This window comes from Microbulbifer sp. JSM ZJ756 (assembly GCF_044383805.1).
Classification (GTDB): domain Bacteria; phylum Pseudomonadota; class Gammaproteobacteria; order Pseudomonadales; family Cellvibrionaceae; genus Microbulbifer; species Microbulbifer zhoushanensis.
Genome location: NZ_JBISER010000001.1, coordinates 57,601 through 75,667 on the forward strand (window position 1 = coordinate 57,601; position 18,067 = coordinate 75,667).

Annotated in this window: 17 protein-coding genes; 15 read left to right on the top strand and 2 right to left on the bottom strand. The window is 60.1% G+C overall.

The features are described from left to right. The first annotated feature begins 79 nt into the window (after window positions 1-79). From ACH6CX_RS00305 to ACH6CX_RS00340, 8 genes are all read left to right on the top strand, one after another. Complete coding sequence (locus tag ACH6CX_RS00305; RefSeq protein WP_232942102.1) at window positions 80-511, top strand: nuclear transport factor 2 family protein; 432 nt, start codon at window positions 80-82, stop codon at window positions 509-511. A 25-nt stretch (window positions 512-536) separates the two neighbouring features. Beyond that, window positions 537-1,316 carry an SDR family oxidoreductase gene (locus ACH6CX_RS00310; RefSeq protein WP_232942104.1) on the top strand — a complete coding sequence of 260 codons (780 nt, stop codon included), beginning with the start codon at window positions 537-539 and terminating at the stop codon, window positions 1,314-1,316. Between the two features lie 149 nt (window positions 1,317-1,465). Then, window positions 1,466-2,716, top strand: a complete 1,251-nt coding sequence (locus ACH6CX_RS00315; protein ID WP_396674249.1) for an NAD(P)/FAD-dependent oxidoreductase — start codon at window positions 1,466-1,468, stop codon at window positions 2,714-2,716. Next, window positions 2,716-3,516 (top strand): DUF1365 domain-containing protein, encoded by an 801-nt coding sequence (locus ACH6CX_RS00320; RefSeq protein WP_237061289.1) that lies wholly within the window; start codon window positions 2,716-2,718, stop codon window positions 3,514-3,516. Before ACH6CX_RS00315 ends, ACH6CX_RS00320 begins: the two co-directional genes overlap by 1 nt. Next, the gene (locus ACH6CX_RS00325; RefSeq protein ID WP_334078933.1) at window positions 3,513-4,778 is read left to right on the top strand and encodes a cyclopropane-fatty-acyl-phospholipid synthase family protein; all 1,266 of its coding nucleotides are present in this window, start codon (window positions 3,513-3,515) and stop codon (window positions 4,776-4,778) included. The genes ACH6CX_RS00320 and ACH6CX_RS00325 overlap by 4 nt, the downstream gene beginning before the upstream one ends. A 23-nt stretch (window positions 4,779-4,801) precedes the next feature. After that, a complete protein-coding gene (locus ACH6CX_RS00330; RefSeq protein WP_232942112.1) occupies window positions 4,802-5,317 on the top strand; it encodes a DUF2878 domain-containing protein in 516 nt (171 codons plus the stop codon). Next, window positions 5,310-6,014 (top strand): hypothetical protein, encoded by a 705-nt coding sequence (locus ACH6CX_RS00335; RefSeq protein ID WP_237061292.1) that lies wholly within the window; start codon window positions 5,310-5,312, stop codon window positions 6,012-6,014. Before ACH6CX_RS00330 ends, ACH6CX_RS00335 begins: the two co-directional genes overlap by 8 nt. 298 nt (window positions 6,015-6,312) lie before the next feature. Then, window positions 6,313-6,705 carry a glycine zipper family protein gene (locus ACH6CX_RS00340; protein ID WP_232942116.1) on the top strand — a complete coding sequence of 131 codons (393 nt, stop codon included), beginning with the start codon at window positions 6,313-6,315 and terminating at the stop codon, window positions 6,703-6,705. 419 nt (window positions 6,706-7,124) lie between these two features. Here ACH6CX_RS00340 and putA read toward each other — a convergent pair whose 3' ends face one another. Continuing rightward, window positions 7,125-10,271: a bifunctional proline dehydrogenase/L-glutamate gamma-semialdehyde dehydrogenase PutA gene (gene putA / locus ACH6CX_RS00345; protein ID WP_232942118.1), complete on the bottom strand. Its 3,147-nt coding sequence runs from the start codon at window positions 10,269-10,271 to the stop codon at window positions 7,125-7,127. Between the two features lie 138 nt (window positions 10,272-10,409). Here putA and ACH6CX_RS00350 point away from each other — a divergent pair, with 138 nt between their 5' ends. The 7 genes from ACH6CX_RS00350 to ACH6CX_RS00380 all read left to right on the top strand — a co-directional run bounded on the left by ACH6CX_RS00350 (window position 10,410) and on the right by ACH6CX_RS00380 (window position 16,281). Next, on the top strand, window positions 10,410-10,925 hold the full coding sequence (locus ACH6CX_RS00350) for an Lrp/AsnC ligand binding domain-containing protein (protein WP_232942120.1): 516 nt from the start codon (window positions 10,410-10,412) through the stop codon (window positions 10,923-10,925). A gap of 77 nt (window positions 10,926-11,002) precedes the next feature. Further along, on the top strand, window positions 11,003-11,914 hold the full coding sequence (locus ACH6CX_RS00355) for a DMT family transporter (RefSeq protein WP_232942122.1): 912 nt from the start codon (window positions 11,003-11,005) through the stop codon (window positions 11,912-11,914). 282 nt (window positions 11,915-12,196) lie between these two features. Next, window positions 12,197-13,354, top strand: coding sequence for an acyl-CoA dehydrogenase family protein (locus tag ACH6CX_RS00360; RefSeq protein WP_232942124.1), 1,158 nt, complete (start codon window positions 12,197-12,199; stop codon window positions 13,352-13,354). A 290-nt stretch (window positions 13,355-13,644) separates the two neighbouring features. After that, window positions 13,645-14,238, top strand: a complete 594-nt coding sequence (locus ACH6CX_RS00365) for a hypothetical protein (protein ID WP_396674254.1) — start codon at window positions 13,645-13,647, stop codon at window positions 14,236-14,238. Between the two features lie 39 nt (window positions 14,239-14,277). After that, entirely contained in the window at window positions 14,278-14,439 is a 162-nt protein-coding gene (locus ACH6CX_RS00370; protein ID WP_232942128.1) for a hypothetical protein, read from the top strand. A gap of 57 nt (window positions 14,440-14,496) precedes the next feature. Beyond that, window positions 14,497-15,759 carry an OmpP1/FadL family transporter gene (locus tag ACH6CX_RS00375; protein WP_232942130.1) on the top strand — a complete coding sequence of 421 codons (1,263 nt, stop codon included), beginning with the start codon at window positions 14,497-14,499 and terminating at the stop codon, window positions 15,757-15,759. 75 nt (window positions 15,760-15,834) lie between these two features. Then, entirely contained in the window at window positions 15,835-16,281 is a 447-nt protein-coding gene (locus tag ACH6CX_RS00380) for an OsmC family protein (RefSeq protein ID WP_232942132.1), read from the top strand. A 69-nt stretch (window positions 16,282-16,350) separates the two neighbouring features. Here ACH6CX_RS00380 and ACH6CX_RS00385 read toward each other — a convergent pair whose 3' ends face one another. Further along, window positions 16,351-17,985, bottom strand: a complete 1,635-nt coding sequence (locus ACH6CX_RS00385) for a phospholipase D family protein (protein WP_237061298.1) — start codon at window positions 17,983-17,985, stop codon at window positions 16,351-16,353. Window positions 17,986-18,067: the final 82 nt, after the last annotated feature.

Consider the following 18,067-nt stretch of genomic DNA (forward strand, 5'->3'; position numbering starts at 1 on the left):
TAAATGGGCTATCAGTTCGGGGATGATCCGATAAGTGGCCATCGGCGTAATATTCCGCAAATCTTAACAGGGTGACAGCATGAGTGGCCTGATTGGGGAGTTGCAGTCGTTTTACCGGGACTTTCTCCAGGCGGATACCGACCGCCTGGGTCGTATCTATGACCCATCCGTCATTTTCTGCGACCCGATTCACCGGGTTGAGGGCCTGGACGCCCTGGGAGCCTACTTCGAAGGGATGAGCCGGGGCCTGGAGAGCTGCCGGTTCGAGTTCGGCGAGGCGGTCGAGGGAAGTGGCAGTGCCTGCCTGCCGTGGGTAATGCACTACGCCCATCGATCCCTGAAAGGGGGCCGGCCGCTTGAGCTGCGCGGTTGCAGTCTGCTCCGGTTCGCTGAGCGTATTCATTACCACGAGGACTTTTACGATGTTGGCGCCATGGTCTATGAGCATGTGCCGTTGATGGGCGCCCTGGTGCGCGGCATCAAGGGCCGTATGGCCAGGACGGCGGACTGATGCCCACAGGACAGGAGGGATTTTCTTGAGCGCAATCGAAGGCAAAACCATCTGGATTACCGGCGCCAGTTCCGGGATAGGGGAAGCCCTGGCCCGGCGCCTGGCAGAGCACAACAACTTCGTCATTATCAGCAGTCGGGGCAGGGAATCATTGCTGGATGTGCAGAAGGTGGCACCCACACGTATTCGCGTGCTGCCCTGTGATGTCAGTGATGACGCGGGCATGGACCGTGCTGGCCGGGAGCTGGCTGAACTTACCGACCACCTGGATATGGTGGTGGCCTGTGCCGGTACCTGTGAGTACGACGACGGCCTGAAACTGGACAGCGCCAGTTACCGGCGGGTGTTTGATGCCAACTTCTTTGGGGCTATTAACACCCTGCGCCAGGCCCTACCGCTGCTGTCGCAGAGCAAGGCGCCGGTATTTGCCGGGGTCGGGAGTCTTTCGTCGGTGGTTGGTTTTCCCCGTGCTGAGGCCTACGGTGCTTCCAAGGCGGCACTGGGGTACTTCCTGGATGCCTTACGGGCGGACGTGTCCCGTACCTGCCTGAAGGTGGTGCACATCCGGCCGGGCTTTATCGATACGCCGCTCACCGAGCGCAATGATTTTGATATGCCATTCCTGATGACGCCGGAGGAGGCGGCCGCCTGTATCGAGAAGGGGCTGTTGCAGGGGAAAAGCACGATTGATTTTCCCCGGCGGCTCAGTTGGCCGCTGCGCTTTTTCGGGTTTTTCCGCTGGCTGTGGTTTCGCTTTTCCGCACCCCGGATGACGCGGATACAGTCCCTGTCGGCCCGGCAGTAAACGGGCGAAGCGGCGGAAGATGGATCGGTTCCGTCGCCAGCAGGCCGGCGCGGGTCGATAGCCGGCACGTGCAACTGCAACAGTATTGGAAGTGAGGCCAGCACAGCGGGAACAGCTGTGGTGGTTATTCGAAGAATAAGGAAACCTGGATGCGCATTGCGATTGTCGGTAGCGGCATTTCCGGCCTGACTGCGGCCTACCTGTTAAACAAGAAACACGATATCACCCTGTTCGAGGCGGCCGATCGGCTGGGAGGGCACACCGCCACTGTGGATGTGGAGGAGGGGGATCGCCGGCTGGCAATCGACACCGGCTTCATTGTGTTCAATGACTGGACATATCCCAACTTTATCAAGCTGATGCAACAGCTGGGTGTGGATTCCCAGCCCACGGACATGGGCTTCAGTGTCTGCTCCGATCGGGAGTCGTTCGAGTACGCAGGAAACAACCTGGACAGCCTGTTCGCCCAGCGGCGCAACCTGCTCAGCCCTGGGCATTGGCGCATGCTGCGGGATATCGTGCGGTTCAATCGCGCGGCAGTTCGCGACTGGCGTAGCGGTAAGCTCGATGATGCACTCTCCCTGGGCCAGTACCTGAGGGATAACGGATACTCTGAAGAATTCACCAATCGCTACCTGGTGCCAATGGGCTCGGCCATCTGGTCAGCCAGCATGTCGCAGATGCTGGACTTCTCGGTGAATTTTTTTGTGCGTTTCTTTTTCAACCACGGACTGCTGAATATCTTCAACCGGCCCCAGTGGCGGGTGATCAAGGGCGGTTCGCGGGAATATATCGGCCCGATGGTGAAAGACTTTGCCGACCGCATCCGGCTCTCCACGCCGGTGACCAGCGTGATACGCGGCTCCGACGGTGTCACCCTGCGGACAGGGGCTGGCGAGGCGTTGGATTTTGATGCGGTAGTGCTGGCCTGCCACTCCGACCAGGCGCTGGCCTGCCTGGACGCGCCGACAACTGCGGAGCGGGAACTACTGGGAGCCATTCCCTACGCGGCCAATTCGGTGGTACTGCATACCGATACCCGGCTGCTACCGGAGCGTCGCCGCAGCTGGGCCAGCTGGAATTATCGCCTGCAGGGTGACAGTGACCGTTTGCCGGTACTGACCTACAACATGAATATCCTGCAGCGACTGGACTCGGAGCAGACCTATTGTGTGACGCTGAATGCGGACGATATGATCGATCCGGACAAGGTTATCCGGCGCTTCGAATACGCTCACCCACAGTTTTCCGTGGCGGGCATGCAGGCGCAAAAGCAATGGGAGGCGGTCAATGGCCAGAACTATACCTGGTTCTGCGGTGCCTACTGGCATAACGGCTTTCACGAGGATGGCGTGAACAGCGCGCTGCGTGTGGCCCAGGCATTCGGGGTGACGCTCTGATGGAGAGCGCCATTTACAGCGGTTGGGTCCAGCACCGCCGTTTCGCGCCACGGGAGCACCGATTTCGCTACCGGGTGTTCATGATGTACCTGGACCTGGGGGAGCTGGACCAGGTGCTTGCCATGAGCCCACTGTGGTCCCGCAGCCGCTGGGCCCCGGCAAGCTTCCGGCGGGAGGATTTCTTCGGGGATCCGGCACTGGGTGTCGGTGAGGCTGTACGCCGGCGCGTAGAGGAGGCGTGCGGCGAGCGGCCGGATGGCCCGGTGCGGGTATTGGCCAACTGGCGCTATTTTGGATATAACATGAACCCGATCAGTACCTATTACTGTTTCGATCGGGATGGCCGCGACGTTCGCTGGGTAATGCTCGATGTGCATAACACGCCGTGGAACGAGCGTCACAGTTATGTGCTGGACTGTCGCGACGCGGCATCGGACGAAACACCGGAAAGAATATCGAGAGTGCAGAGAAGCAGTTTCGACAAGGCATTTCACGTTTCCCCCTTTATGCCGATGCGGCAGGCATACCGCTGGCGCAGTATCACTCCCGCGGATCGCCTGTCCATATTCCTGCAGAACCTGCAGGACGGTAAAGCTGTCTTCGACGCCACCCTCAGCCTGAAACGCGAGGAAATCTCCCCGCGTTCGTTGAATCTTGCGCTAATCCGATACCCCCTGATGACCGTAAAAGTCATTACTGCCATCTACTGGCAGGCATTGAGGTTGTGGCTCAAGCGCGTGCCGTTGTTTACCCATCCGAATCGCAGCGTTCGGGCCGATGCAGGAGAAGAACACGAATGAAGACTGTTGAAGCAGGCCAGGCCAGTCGAGTCGAAGACTCGAGTCAGTCGACCTGGATTACCCAGCTTGCCCGGCGCCTGGTGCTGGGAAAACTGGCGGGAATAAAGCATGGCCACCTGGTGGTGGAAGAGGGCGGTGACGTGCATCGCTTCGGCGAGCCGGAACAGCAGGCTGAGGTGTCTGCGCGGATCTGCGTCCAGGATGAGTCAACTTACACCCATGTGCTCTTCAACGGCACCATTGGGTCCGGGGAGGCCTATATGCAGGGCGCCTGGACATCACCCAGCCTGGTCAATGTGATCCGGTTAATGGTCAACAATATGGCCCTGCTGGAAAATATGGATTCCCGCTGGAGCTTCCTGCAGAAATTCGCATTGCGTATCCTGCATCGTTTCAATGCCAATACCCGCTCCGGTTCGCGCAAAAACATCTCCGCCCATTACGACCTGGGCAATGACTTTTTCAAGCTGTTTCTCGACCCCACCATGCTGTACTCATCGGCCGTATTCCCTTCAGCGAGTGCCAGCCTTGAGGACGCCTCCCTGAACAAGCTGGAGCGTATCTGCCAGAAGCTCGATCTCAATGAACACGACCACCTGCTCGAGATCGGCACTGGCTGGGGCGGAATGGCGGTATACGCTGCCAGGCATTATGGTTGCCAGGTGACCACGACCACGATTTCCCGGGAGCAATATGAGCACGCCCGGGCCTGGGTGGAGCGCGAGGGACTGCAGGACCGTGTGACACTGCTGCTGAAAGACTATCGCGACCTGGATGGCGAATACGACAAGCTGGTGTCTATCGAGATGATCGAGGCTGTGGGGCACGAGTACTACAAGGACTTCTTTTCCCGCTGTAGCCGGCTGTTGAAGGAAGATGGCCTGATGGTGATGCAGGCCATCACCATCCAGGACCAGCGCTATGATCGCTACCGCAAGCAGGTGGACTTTATCCAGCGGTATATTTTTCCCGGCGGCTGCCTGCCGTCCAACCAGGTAGTAGCCGACCATATTGCAGACAACACCGATATGCAGATTGTGGGCCTGGAAGACATCACCTTCCACTATGCCCGAACCCTGGCCGCCTGGCGGGATGCGTTCTTTGAGCGCCTGGATGAAGTGCGACGCCAGGGCTTTGACAACCGTTTTATCCGTATGTGGGATTTCTATCTGTGCTATTGCGAGGGCGGATTTCTCGAGCGGGTGATCAGCACCGCACAGTTTGTTTTTGCCAAGCCGCGTTGCAAGGCGCTGCCAGCCTGACGGGCCGGTAAAGGGGCGGGGTTATGTGGCGGATTGTCGTAAACGCTGTCCTTTTCGATATTGCCTGGCCCCTCTGTGTGCTGGTGGATAGCGTATGGATTATCATCGCGTTCACCGCAGCCAACCTGTTTGTGCACCTGCGAATCGTTGCCGACAAGGCCAATGAATGGCTGTGGATCGCGGTGGTGTGGCTCCTTGGCTTCAGCATCGATACCGCAGTATTCTCCAGTGGCTTGTTGGTCAATGACGATGGTTCACCGTTCCCGCCGGCCTGGTTGTTGCTGCTGTGGGTCAATTTTGCCATGGCGCTCCGCTATAGCATGTTCTTCCTGCAGAAGAGCGCTATCCTTGCCGCATTGCTGGGGGGTATCTTCGGGCCGTTCAGTTACTGGACTGGTGCCTGGCTCAACGGCACTGTGGAATTCAGCCAGCCAGTGATCGTTCCGGTGATTGTGCTCGTATGTATCTGGGCATTGTTCCTGCCGTTTACCACCTGGCTGTCGCGCCGACGGATTTTCACCGGGGTTGAATATGCTTAGTCTCCTTGCCGCCGTGGCACTGAACGCCGCCGCGCACTGTGGTTACCAGGGTGAGGTGCAGGCCCTGGGCCTGGCGCGGGATCCCCGCAATAACAACCTGGCCTACTGTGAGTACTACCTGCCCACCCGCGACAACCGCACGCGGGTCCTCTACTACAACCCCCGGGGCCACCGTATTGCCGAGAAAACCCTGATCACCCCGTCCGGCCAAAAGCCGCGCAATGCACCGCGCCCGGAGGTAGTGCAGCAGGATTACCGCCATGGCGAGGAACGCGTCGTGCGGCGACGGGGCGACCAGTGGGAAATGCGCTACCGGGAGAGTGATACGGCTGGGTGGGAGATCGACGTCATTGATGCCGGTGAACTCGATGTGATCGATGCCGGCTTTGACCCGTTTGTGCGCAATAACTGGGACCGCTTGTCAGCCGGTGACGCGGTGGAATTCAACTTCGCCTCCCCGCTGCATGGTCGTGCGGTAAAACTGCGCGCGCGCAAGGTGGATTGCCGGGGAGAGGAACAGGGCAATCTCTGCCTGCGGGTAGACCTGGCGCAGGCACTGTTGCGCATGTTCGCCGGCGATCTCTACCTGGTATACGGGACGGAACAGCGCCAGCTCAGGCAATTCGAGGGGATCGTGAATCTGCTCGATGACCAGGGGGAGAGCCAGAAACTGCGTATCGACTATTTCTACCGGTAGCCAGCAGTAGCCAGTAGCAACACCAGGCCTGGCTATCTTGGATAGCCAGGACCAGGCGGCTGGCTTTTCTATCCATGTCCAGCCCCATGCCCTGCACGCCCCGTCCCCCGGGGGATTTCCGCTTGCGGGGAAATAACTGGTACCTCCCGGTCAAAAAAATTTTCGGCGCCGACTGGCGCACACTTCGACTTGCAGCTAAACCTAAGTGGAAAGAGGCGACATGTTTGCGCTGGCCGCGCCGCGCGGGATAAACCGTGCGCACGGTGGCAGGCGTCAACTCTTCAACCGAGGTAACGCGATGAAGTCTGCATTTCTCTCTGTCGTAGGGCTCAGCGCCATTCTGGCTGCCGGCTGTGTCACCCAGGAGCAGGTTCCGGGGGCCGGTGGCGTGGTAATCGATACTTATGGCGTCAATATGCGCCAGTACCAGCTCGACCTGGCGGACTGTCGCTCGAAAGCCTATTACGCCCGGGCCGATGCCGGTCGCCGCGGGGTAACCCGCGCTGCCGGTGGCGCGCTGCTGGGCGGCGCGCTGGGTGCAATCGTCGGCGACTCCAGTAGTGCGGCTGCGGCCGGAGCCGGTGCCGGTGCACTGCTGGGCGGCGTTTCCGGAGTGGGTAGTTCCTATAGCGAAGAAGGTCGCATCGTCAGGAATTGTCTGCGCGGTCGCGGATATCGTGTATTGAATTGATCTTTTTTTGATCTTTCTGCCGCACTGGCGGTCAAAGAATCAACACAGCCTGTTGATATTCGGCAATCTCACAGGACTTGGCTTGAGCCGGGCAGTCGCCCGGCTCTTTTTTTGGCTGCTGGAAAAGCTATCTGCATCACCCGATCCATCGCGGCCGTGGGCTGCTCCTACAGGAATACGGTGGGATTACCCTGAAGATTGTAGGAGGGTGCAAATAGGCGCCAGCCGTGGGGCGGCCCATGGCGGTGAATACAAAGGGGGCGGGGTTATTACGATTGCGGCCAACTGCCGCTCCCGCGGGCGAGGCCTGGATCCAGAAATGAACCCTCCACGCCGTGACAGAAGCGGCCGCTGGTCGCGATCGGGAACGAATTCCCGGGAGCACCGCAGGCCGCGGTTTCCCCGGAATCCGATTGGCCTTACTGGGCCAGGGAGAACAACTGCGTGTTGCCGCCGGTAGCCACGGTATTGATGGTCTTGGTCTTCTCGTCGGCAAAGCGGAACAGGTAGTGCGGGCCGCCGGCCTTGGGGCCGGTGCCGGACAGTCCCTGGCCACCGAACGGGTTGACCCCGACCACGGCGCCGACCATGTCGCGGTTGACGTAGGTGTTGCCCACATTCACGCGCTTGAATACCGCGCCCGCACGTCCCTCGATGCGGGAGTGCAGGCCGAAAGTCAGTCCGTAGCCGGTGGCATTGATGCGACGGATCACATCTTCGAGTTCACCTGCCTTGAAGCGCACAACGTGCAGGAAGGGACCAAACACCTCACGCTCGAGCACGGAGAAATCCTCGATCTCGACCACCTGCGGGCCGAAGAAAGTGCCTTTCGCCGGCACCTTGTCACGGTCAAAGGCGAACAGCGGCTTGGCTTCGCCGGCCATGCGCTCCCGATGCTTCTCCAGCATACCCAGGGCTTTTTCGTCGATTACCGGGCCGATGTCGGTGGACAGCTGTGACGGATCGCCCAGGGTCAGCTCTTCACAGGCGCCCTTGAGCATCTTCAGCAGGTTGTCCGCAATCACGTCCTGGACGCACAGGATACGCAGGGCGGAGCAGCGCTGGCCGGCACTGAGGAAGGCAGACTGGATAACATCGTCCACTACCTGCTCGGGCAGCGCGGTGGAGTCCACGATCATCACGTTCTGGCCGCCGGTTTCCGCGATCAGCGGGATAATCGGGCCCTCTTTGTTGGCCAGTTGCTTGTTGATCAGGCGTGCGGTTTCGGTGGAACCGGTAAAAGCCACACCGGACAGGCGCGGGTCTTCGATCAGTGATGCGCCCACCGCGGCACCGGTGCCGGTGATCAGGTGCAGCACTTCCTTCGGCACGCCGGCCTCGTGCATCAGCTCGATGGCGCGGGCAGCGATCAGCGGGGTCTGTTCGGCGGGCTTGGCCAGGACAGCATTACCTGCTGCCAGTGCCGCCACCACCTGGCCGGTGAAAATCGCCAGCGGGAAGTTCCACGGGCTGATGGCCACAAACACGCCGCGGCCGGTCAGGTACAGCTCGTTGCTCTCGCCGGTGGGGCCGGGCAGTTCCTGCGGCTCGCTGAAGTGGCGGCGGGCACCGTTGCCGTAGTAACGGCAGAAGTCCACCGCCTCACGCACCTCGGAAATACCATCATTCAGGGTGCGGCCCGCCTCAAGGCAGATCAGCGCGGTAAGGTCGTTGAGGTGCTCCTCGTACAGGTCGGCGATGCGGTCGAGGATTTTCGCGCGCTCGTTGCCGCCCAGGCGATCCCAGGCAATCTGTGCCTCGGTGGCTGCCTGGTAGGCCGCGTCGATCTGGTGCTTGTCCGCGTTGGCGGTATGGCCGATTACCTCGCCGGTAGCGGGGTTGTGGACCGGCTCATCGGCCTTGCCCATCTTGCCACTGATAATCGGGCCGCCCTTGAACTGCTTGCCCTTGAGTTTCTCGACGCTGTGCAGCAACGGCTCTACCGCCACCGGGTCGGTCAGTTCGATGCCGTGGGAGTTCTTGCGGGGCAACGGTTCGCCGCCCAGGTAAATGTCTTCCGGTACCGGGATCTGCGGGTGACGGAAGGGTTTGGCGTTTTCACTCTGTTCGATGGTGTCCTGCACAAGTTCCTCGATTGGTGTTTTCTCGTCCATAAAGCGGTTGACGAAGGAGCTGTTGGCGCCGTTTTCCAGCAGGCGACGGACCAGGTAGGGCAGCAGGTCCTTGTGGGCGCCCACGGGAGCGTAGACGCGTACCGGGACGCGCTTGCCATGTACTTTTTCCACCTGTGCGAACAGCAGGTGCCCCATGCCGTGCAGGCGCTGGAACTCGTAGTTGTTGGCGTCGCCGGCCAGCTCCAGGATCAGGCCCACGGTGTAGGCGTTGTGGGTCGCGAACTGCGGGTAGACCGCATCGCGGTTATCCAGCAGCTTCTTGGCGCAGACCTGGTAGGACAGGTCGGTGTGAGATTTGCGGGTGTATACCGGGTAGTCGGTGAGGCCCATCTGCTGGGCGTGCTTGATCTCGGTGTCCCAGTAGGCCCCTTTCACCAGCCGTACCATGATCTTGCGGCCAGTGTCGCGGCCCAGTGCAATCAGCCAGTCGGCCACATGGGGAGCGCGCTTCTGGTAGGCCTGCAGTACAAAGCCCAGGCCCTGCCAGTTGCCCAGCTCCGGCGCGCGGGCAAGTTCCTCGAAGATATCCAGGGAAACGTCCAGGCGCTCGGCTTCCTCGGCGTCGATGTTCAGGCCCATATCGTATTTGGCGGCAGCGACGCACAGCTCTTTTACCCGGGGCAACAGCTCGGTCATCACGCGCTCGCGCTGCAGTACGCTGTAGCGGGGGTGGAGGGCGGACAGCTTGATGGAGATGCCGTTGGCCTCCACCACGTCGCGCTTGTCATTGTTCTTGCCGATGGCCTCGATGGCCATCATGTAGGCGTCAAAGTAGCGTTTGGCGTCGGCCATGGTACGGGCACCTTCGCCCAGCATGTCGAAGGAGAAGCGGGTACCGGGCTGGTTTTCCGCCGGGCCGCGCTTCAGTGCCTCCTCGATGGTGCGGCCCAGTACATACTGGCCACCCATGATCTTCATGGCCTGCATCATGGAGGTACGCACCATGGGCTCGCCCATACGGCTGACCAGGCGCTTCATCCAGTGAGAGGGCTGCTCGGTGATATCCGGGTCCAGCTCGACGATATTGCCGGTCAGCATCAGGCCCCAGGTGGAGGCGTTCACGAACAGGGAGTCAGATTGGCCACGGTGGCTGGCCCAATTGCCGGAATGCACTTTCTCGGCGATCAGTTTGTCGGCAGTATCCGCATCCGGAACCCGCAGCAGGGACTCGGCCAGGCACATCAGCGCCACGCCCTCTTTATTCGAGAGGCCGAATTGCTGCAGGAAGGCATCCAGGGTGCCGCGCTTGCTGCGCTCTTTGCGGGACTCCACCACCAGTTCACGGCTGGTGGCGAGGATTTTCTGCCGCAGTGTGTCGCTGGGGCGCGGTGCTGCCAGCAGCTCGCTCACACACTGGTTTTCGTCGGCATGCAGGTACTGGCGGGACTTTTCGCGCGCGCTGTGCAGGTCTCCGGCGAATTGTGTTGGCATGATGACTCCAAAGCTCTAAATTGGACCAGAAGAAAAGTCGGATTATGTGCGATTTTCCTCAGAATTAATCGCCATTTTGCAAACAGTTGTGGTTAAATGTAGCGCCTATTTGCACGATCACCAGTAGGGTATGTTGCTATGTCTCGTCAGATGGAAGACCTTGACCGTATCGACCGCCAGATTCTGCGCATCCTGCAGCGCGAAGGTCGCCTGCCCAATGTGGAGCTGGCCCGGCGGGTAAATCTCAGCCCCACCCCCTGCCTGGAGCGGGTCAAGCGCCTGGAGCGTGAGGGCTTTATCCGCGACTACGTGGCGCTGCTGGACCCGCTCAAGGTCCATGCCGGCCTGGTGGTCTATGTCCAGGTGACCCTGACCGATACAGCCACCGAGGCCCTGGAAGCCTTCAACAGCCATGTCTCCAGCCTGGAAGAGGTGCAGGAGTGCCACATGGTGGCCGGCGGCTTCGACTACCTGATCAAGATCCGTATCAAGGATATGCTTGGCTATCGCCGCTTCCTGGGCGAGAAGCTGGCCTCGGTCCCCGGGGTCCGCGAGACCCACACCTATGTAGTTATAGAGGAAGTGAAGACCGATACCGCCGTGGCGGTGCCGGATCCCGAGCCGAAAAAGGCCAAGTCCTCCGCCAAGCGCTAGGGCGGGATCGCCCGCCAATGGCGGGCCCGCCACCTGCACCTGTCACTCCCGCCACACCCCGGAACAAAGTAGTCTGAATGACCGATTCGTCATCCCCGGATAACCGTCGCGCTGTCCTGCTCGCCCTGGCCGCCGTCCTGTGCTGGTCTACGGTGGCCAGCGCCTTCAAGATTTCCCTGAAGTTCGTGTCACCGCTGCAACTGGTAAGCATCGCTGCGGTGGTGTCCACGCTGGTGATGGGCGCAGTGGTCACGAAAGAAGGGCGCTGGGGCGAGCTGCGACTGGCGTGGCGCCAGAACTGGCGCTGGTACCTGGGGCTGGGATTCTGTAATCCCTTCCTTTATTACCTGGTGCTGTTCACGGCCTACGACCTGCTGCCGGCCCAGCAGGTTTTGCCACTCAATTACACCTGGGGGGTATTGCTGGCCCTGTTGTCGGTGCCGGTGCTCAAGCAGCAATTGCGGACCCAGGACCTGGTGGCGGCACTGGTGTGCTACAGCGGGGTAGTGGTGATTGCCACCGGCGGGGATCTCCTGGCCCTGGATTTTGCCGACCCGCTGGGTGTGGGGCTGGCGCTGTTCAGCACCCTGATCTGGTGCTGTTTCTGGCTGCTGAATACCCGCATCGGCGGCAGCGCGCCGGTAAACCTGCTGCTCAGCTTCCTGTGTGGACTGCCCTGGCTGGCCGTGGCACTGGTATGGCAGGGCGGCTGGCAGTGGCCGCCCCTGGCCGGCTGGCTGGGTGCGATCTACGTGGGCCTGTTCGAGATGGGGATCGCCTTCCTGCTCTGGCAGGCGGCATTGATGGCCTGTGACAACACGGCGCGCATCAGTAACCTGATTTATCTTTCGCCGCCACTTTCGTTGGTATTTATTGCGCTACTGGTGGGCGAAACGATCCAGATGGCAACCATTGTTGGCCTGGTTTTGATTATGCTCGGGGTCGCCGTGCAGCAGGGTATCCTGCGCCGGGCGCTTCTGAAGCGTTGATGATTCCGGTTTGTAAATCCCGCAGGAGCGGCCGCCGATCGCGATACTGGCCCGGTCATACGTGGCCCGGTCGCGGCCAGTGGCCGCTCCTGCAATATTGACCTGGCGCCCCTGAAATACTGGCAAAGATGCGCGGATCTTCTTGTATTTCAGGGGCTTGCTCCGAGCTACGCTCGGCGGCTGCACATCCATGTGCAGCATTAACCCGGCAATATGTAATTGGCGGGTTAATAATAACGATTGAGAGAAACTGAAAAGCGATAAAGATAAGCAGGTACCCCCATGGATTTTTCCCTCACTGAAGAACAGCAGATGATCCAGGACGCCGCCCGCCAGTTCGCCGACAGCGAGCTGAAGCCGGTCGCGGCAGAGCTGGATGCCACCGGCAATCGCGAGCTGTTACTGGACAAGCTGAAGCAGCTGGCCGAACTGGGTTTTATGGGCATTAATATTGACCCGGATTTTGGCGGCACCGGTGCCGGTACCGTGGCTTTCAGCCTCGCGATCACCGAGCTCGCCCGCGGCTGCGCTTCCACCGCTACCACTACCTCTGTAACCAATATGGTGGCAGAGGTGATCCAGGCGGTGGGCAGTGAGGAGCAGCGGGCAAAGTACCTGCCGAAGATCTGCAGCGGTGAATATCCTGCCGGTTCCTTTTGCCTGACCGAACCCAGCTCCGGTTCCGACGCCGCCGCCATGCGTACCCGTGCGGTGAAGGACGGTGATGAGTACGTGCTGAATGGCAGCAAGCTCTATATCTCCAGCGCCGAATTCGCCGGTGTATTTGTGGTCTGGGCGGTGACCGATCCGGAAGCGCCAAAAGGGAAGGGGATTTCCTGTTTCCTGGTGGAGGCGGGCACGCCGGGCCTGGTGATCGGCAAGGCCGAGGAAAAGATGGGCCAGAAAGCCTCGGTCACCAATGAGGTTTCCTTCGATGACTGCCGCATCCCGGCCGCCAACCTGATGGGCGAGGAGAACCGTGGTTTCCGTATTGCCGCCGGTGAGCTGGCCGGCGGCAGGATCGGCATCGGCTCCCTGGGCCTGGGTATCGGCCTGGAGGCGCTGGACTGCGCACGCGCATTTATCCAGGAGCGCGAGCAGTTCGGGCAGCCGCTGGCGAAGTTCCAGGGCCTGCAATGGCAGCTGGCCGACAAATATACTGAGATGGAAGCCGCACGACTGCTGCTGTTACAGGCAGCCTGGCAGAAAGACGCGGGTATGGACTTCGGTCCGGCCGCTTCCATGGCCAAGCTGTATGCGACGGAAAAAGCCAACGAGGCTTGCTACACGGCACTGCAAATGCACGGCGGTGCCGGTTATACCCGCGACTACCCGCTGGAGCGGATGGCGCGCGACGTGCGTATCACCACCATCTACGAGGGCACCAGCGAGATCCAGCGGCTGATCATTGCCCGTCACCTGCTGACCGGGATGCGTTAAGCGCCTCTCGCAACTTCCCTGCGCAGGTCTCCCGCTGCGGAGACCTGCGTTCCTGCACCTGCTTCCTCCTGATCCCCTATTCGCCGGATTCCTTTCAGGGTTCCTTATCCCACCGCATTTGCCTGGTAGCAAGGATTCAGTTCCGGTTGCCGGCGGGCAGCAGGTGCCAGTGATGACACATAATTCGCTCCCGGCACTGCGTTGACTCTCGTAAGAGGTTACGGCGGCTAACCTTAAAAGGTATGTGACACCGGGGCCAGGTGGGAGGAAGTACCGTGCCACGGCCAGGCTTGTCCGAAACTTTCATATTTTTCTTTTTCGCACTGCTGGGCGCTGGCCAGTTGGTGGCACAGGACGAGAAGGACCTGGCAAAGCAACTGGCCAACCCGGTATCGAGCCTGGTCAGTGTCCCGTTCCCGGGCAACTTTGATCACAAGGTCGGGCCCTTTGACCAGGGGCACCGCTTCAGCCTGAATGTGCAGCCGGTCAGCCTCAACGAAGACTGGAACCTGGTCAGTCGCACCATTTTCCCGATTATCCGCCAGGACGACGTGCTCCCGGGGACGCCCAGGAAGACTGGCACCGGGGACACTGTGCAGAGCGTGTTCTTTTCCCCTGCGGAACCCACTGAAGGTGGCATTACCTGGGGTCTCGGTCCGGTATTCCTGGTGCCCACCGCGTCTGAACCGCAATTGGGCAGTGAGAAGTGGGGTGCCGGGCCTACCGGTGTGGTACTGAAACAGTCGGGGCCCTGGACCATTAGTGCGCTGGTAAACCATATCTGGTCCTTTGCCGGCGATGATAACCGCGATGACATGGACAGCACGTTTATCCAGCCGTTCTTCGCTTACACCACGCTCGATGCGTGGACGATCACCGTCTAGGCGGAAACTACCTACGACTGGGAATCCGAGCAGTGGAATGTGCCGGTCGGGCTGCTGGCGGCCAAGGTAATCCCGGTAGGTAGCCAGACTTACCAGATCCAGGCAGGGCCAAGGTATTACGCCGACAGCCCGGATGCCGGTGCCGAGGGGCTGGGCTTCAGGCTCAATTTTATTCTGCTGTTCCCCAAGGGGGGGCAGTGATTCGTCAGGCAGAGGGAGCTGGAAATGCGACAGCCAGGAAGTGACAGAAGTGCAGTTATGCCCCTGATGCTCTACCTCGGCACTATGGGGCTTGCCTCGCCGGCCAGCGCAGGCGGGCTGATGGTGTGGGAGATTGGGACCCCCACACTGGGAACCGCCGGTGCCGGTTGGGCTGCTATGCCGGAGGATGCCTCTACCGCGTATACGAATCCGGCGGGAACGGTCTGGCGCGACGGCACACAGTTGATGGCATCGGGGCAGCTTCTGTACGGCAACCTGGAATTCAGTAATGGCGGCCAGAGTAATGTGCCGGGTGATGACGGTGGAAACGCCATCGAGTGGTTTCCCGGTGGCGGTTTCTTTGCCGCGGGGCGGCTCAATGAGCGCTTCGGTTGGGGGTTTGCGCTTGCCGGTAACCTCGGCGGTAGCCTGGACTATGACAACGACTGGTATGGGCGCCGCTTTGTTACCGAGACTGACCTGATCGGCATGAGCGTGATGCCGTCTATCAGCTGGAAAGCAAGCGATTGCCTGTCGCTGGGGGCAGGGTTGAACCTGATGACCGGATACTACCGGTTTGAGTCCCGTCCCCGGGCGGGCCTGGTTGGCGGTGATGCCCGGTTGAAATATGACGATACCGATGTGGCGCCAGGTGGTAATTTTGGCGTCATCTATCGGCCCGGAGAGGCAACAATACTGGGATTGGACCTGACTACCGAGGTGGACTGGGAATTCTCCTATAATCTACGCTTGGCCGGTTTTGGCCCACTTTTTGATGGCGTTTTCGGTCGCTTGAATGACAGGCGCCTGCAGATTGACATGGATGTTCCGCAGACCGCTACCGCCAGTTTGCAGCAACAACTGGCCGCGGATACCACGTTGTACGCTAACCTGAACTGGCAGAACTGGTCCGAGTTCGGACTGGTGGGCATCCAGATAGACAATCCCAACCAGACCAGTGCGACCGTCAATCGTAATTATGAAGACACCTGGCATGGATCACTGGGGCTTAGACACCAGTTTCGTTCTGGGATCCTGGGCGGGTGGGCACTCTCTGCCGGACTGGGTTATGACAGCAGCATGGTCGAGAACCAGTTTCGCACCGCTGATGTCGTTGTAGACGAACAGTGGCGCCTGGGGCTGGGGGGCCGTAAGGAGCTGTGTCCTGGCCTGCGGCTGGATTTTGGTTACACACTTGTATGGATGGGAGATGTGCCAATAGACCAGCAAGGGCGGCCGCCTTTCAGCCCACGCTTGCAGGGTAGTTTTGATGACTACTCGCTGAACTTTTTTGGGGGCTCGATACAGTTTGAGCTTTAAGGGCTGGTCTGGTCTTCTGCATCACGAATTCATACACTCACTACTTGAATAGGCCATAGTGATGAGACAGCTGTCATGAGCGGACCGACGCCGACCGTAGTTACCGTGGAAGAGAGTGGCGACGGCAAGTTTACGCAGTCTATGCATTCCGGGCCGCACCGGCTTGTCGCCGACGAGCCCGAGGAGTTCGGAGGTGAGAACCTGGGACCCGGTCCCTATGAGTATGTTTTGATGGGGCTGGGTGCCTGCACCAGCATGACTGTACGTATGTACGCGGACCGTAAGAAGATTCCGCTCGATCGTATCCGGGTGATACTCTCGCACCGCAAAGTGCATGCGGAGGACTGCCAGGATTGTGAGACAAAAGAGGGCAAGATCGATGAGATCGTGCGTGAGATTACACTGGAGGGCCAGCTGACCGGTGAGCAACGCGAAAAATTACTCGATATCGCCAACCGTTGCCCGGTACATCGCACCCTGACATCGGAGATTGTGGTTCGCTCACGCCTGTCTTCTGCCTGATACTAACAGCACAATGCCCCAGGCCAGCCAGCAATTCCCGAACGGGAGGTGCTGTTGGCCGCGATGCTCTCACACCTGCGATTCAATTGGCAGGAAGGTCAGCAGCCAGACCACGAAGCGGTCCCAGGCCGAGGTATCGGGATCTTTTTCGTAAGTGACTGTTTTGCCATCTTCCTCGGCGGTCCAACGCAGTCCATCCCCTTCACCTTCTTCACCGAGTGAAAGCTTCCAGGCGGAATCCGGGGTCACCCAGCTGTCAAACAACTGGCGCAGCTCAGAGTTGATGGCGGTGTTTTCGATCAAAACACCGATTTCCGTATTCTGGCGCAGCGAGCGGCTGTCCATATTGATCGAGCCGATAAAGCTGCGATTGTTATCGATCACGAATGTCTTGGCATGTAGCGCTGCACTGGCACTGCCCTGGAACAAGTGCCGCCGCTGCTCCTGGTCCGCCCCGGGCCGCAGTTCCCACAGCTTCACTCCGCCCTGCATCAGGCGCACGCGGTCCGGTGCATAGCCGGCGTGAACCGCCGCCACGTCGGTGCTGCTCAGGCTATTGGTCAGGATCCCGACGTCGACGCCGTTTCGTGCAAGCCCGGTAAAGAGTTCTACTCCCGGGTCCCCGGGCACGAAATAGGCCGAGCTGATGCGGATAAGTGACTCGGTATCGGCAAGTGCCTCCTTCAGGTGGTAACCGGGGAGCTCGTGCTCGGGGAGGTTTTTGTCCAGCGCCTTTTCCGGGGGATCCGAGTAAAGTGTCGCCGGGCCCCAGTGGAATTGCAGCCGGCCCTCCGTCAGCCGCTCGCTGAATTCTGATTTCTCCAGTGCCTCCCGAAATTCACTCCTGGCGTGTTCCCGCAGGAACTTCCGGATCTGGGCACGGATTTCCTCCAGTGTCCTGGAGTCGTCATCGTCCAGCATCAATTGCGAGACAGGCACTGACACTGGGTGGTTCCAGTACTCGTCGAATGTGGCCGCGGCCCTGGGGAGTAGGTGACCGATGACGAGGATGTCGGCGTCAAGGAACTTCACGCTGGTGGAGGAGAAGTACTCGTCGGCGATATTCCTGCCCCCGGTGATCATGGCCAGGCTGTCGGCGACCAGCAGCTTGTTGTGCATACGATGATTGATACGTCCCAGGTTCCGTACCTGCTCCAGTGCCTTCTTGAAGCCACTGCGCCCCGCCACCGGGTTGAATACGCGGATTTCCATATTGGGGTGTTTGGACAGGGTGAGGATATCCGGGTTGTCGATACGTGTGGCCACATCGTCGACCAGCAATCTTACGCGTACGCCGCGGTCGGCGGCTTCCAGCAGTTTGCTGGCGAGCAGGTTGCCGGCAGTGTCATCCTTGAACTCATAGTACTGCACGTCCAGGGACACCCGTGCTTCGTGAATCAGGGCTACCCTCGCCACAAAGGCCGACAGCCCCTCGGGCAGCAGCAGGAAGCCGGAATGCTCGCCGGGATGCTGTTCCGCATGCTTGTTAATAGCCTGCGCCATGGGGGATTCGGTCGCCGGGGGCAGGGCATAGGAGGCCGTGCGTGAATTGGGGTCGTACTCCTGGTTGTTGCTGTTACATGCCTGCAGGCTCAAAACGCTGGAAAGTATCATCATGGGTAATGGCAGCGTTGCCGGTCGGGAGCTGTAATTGGCGTTCATTGGGTTGGCGCACATACTGTCTTCAAAGGCTTGGATGATCACCTGGGCACCCGCAGCGGCCGAACTGCACCGGGCAATGTAAGCGGGTGCCGGTTACTTATAGTAGCCCTGATAGGTATGTCGC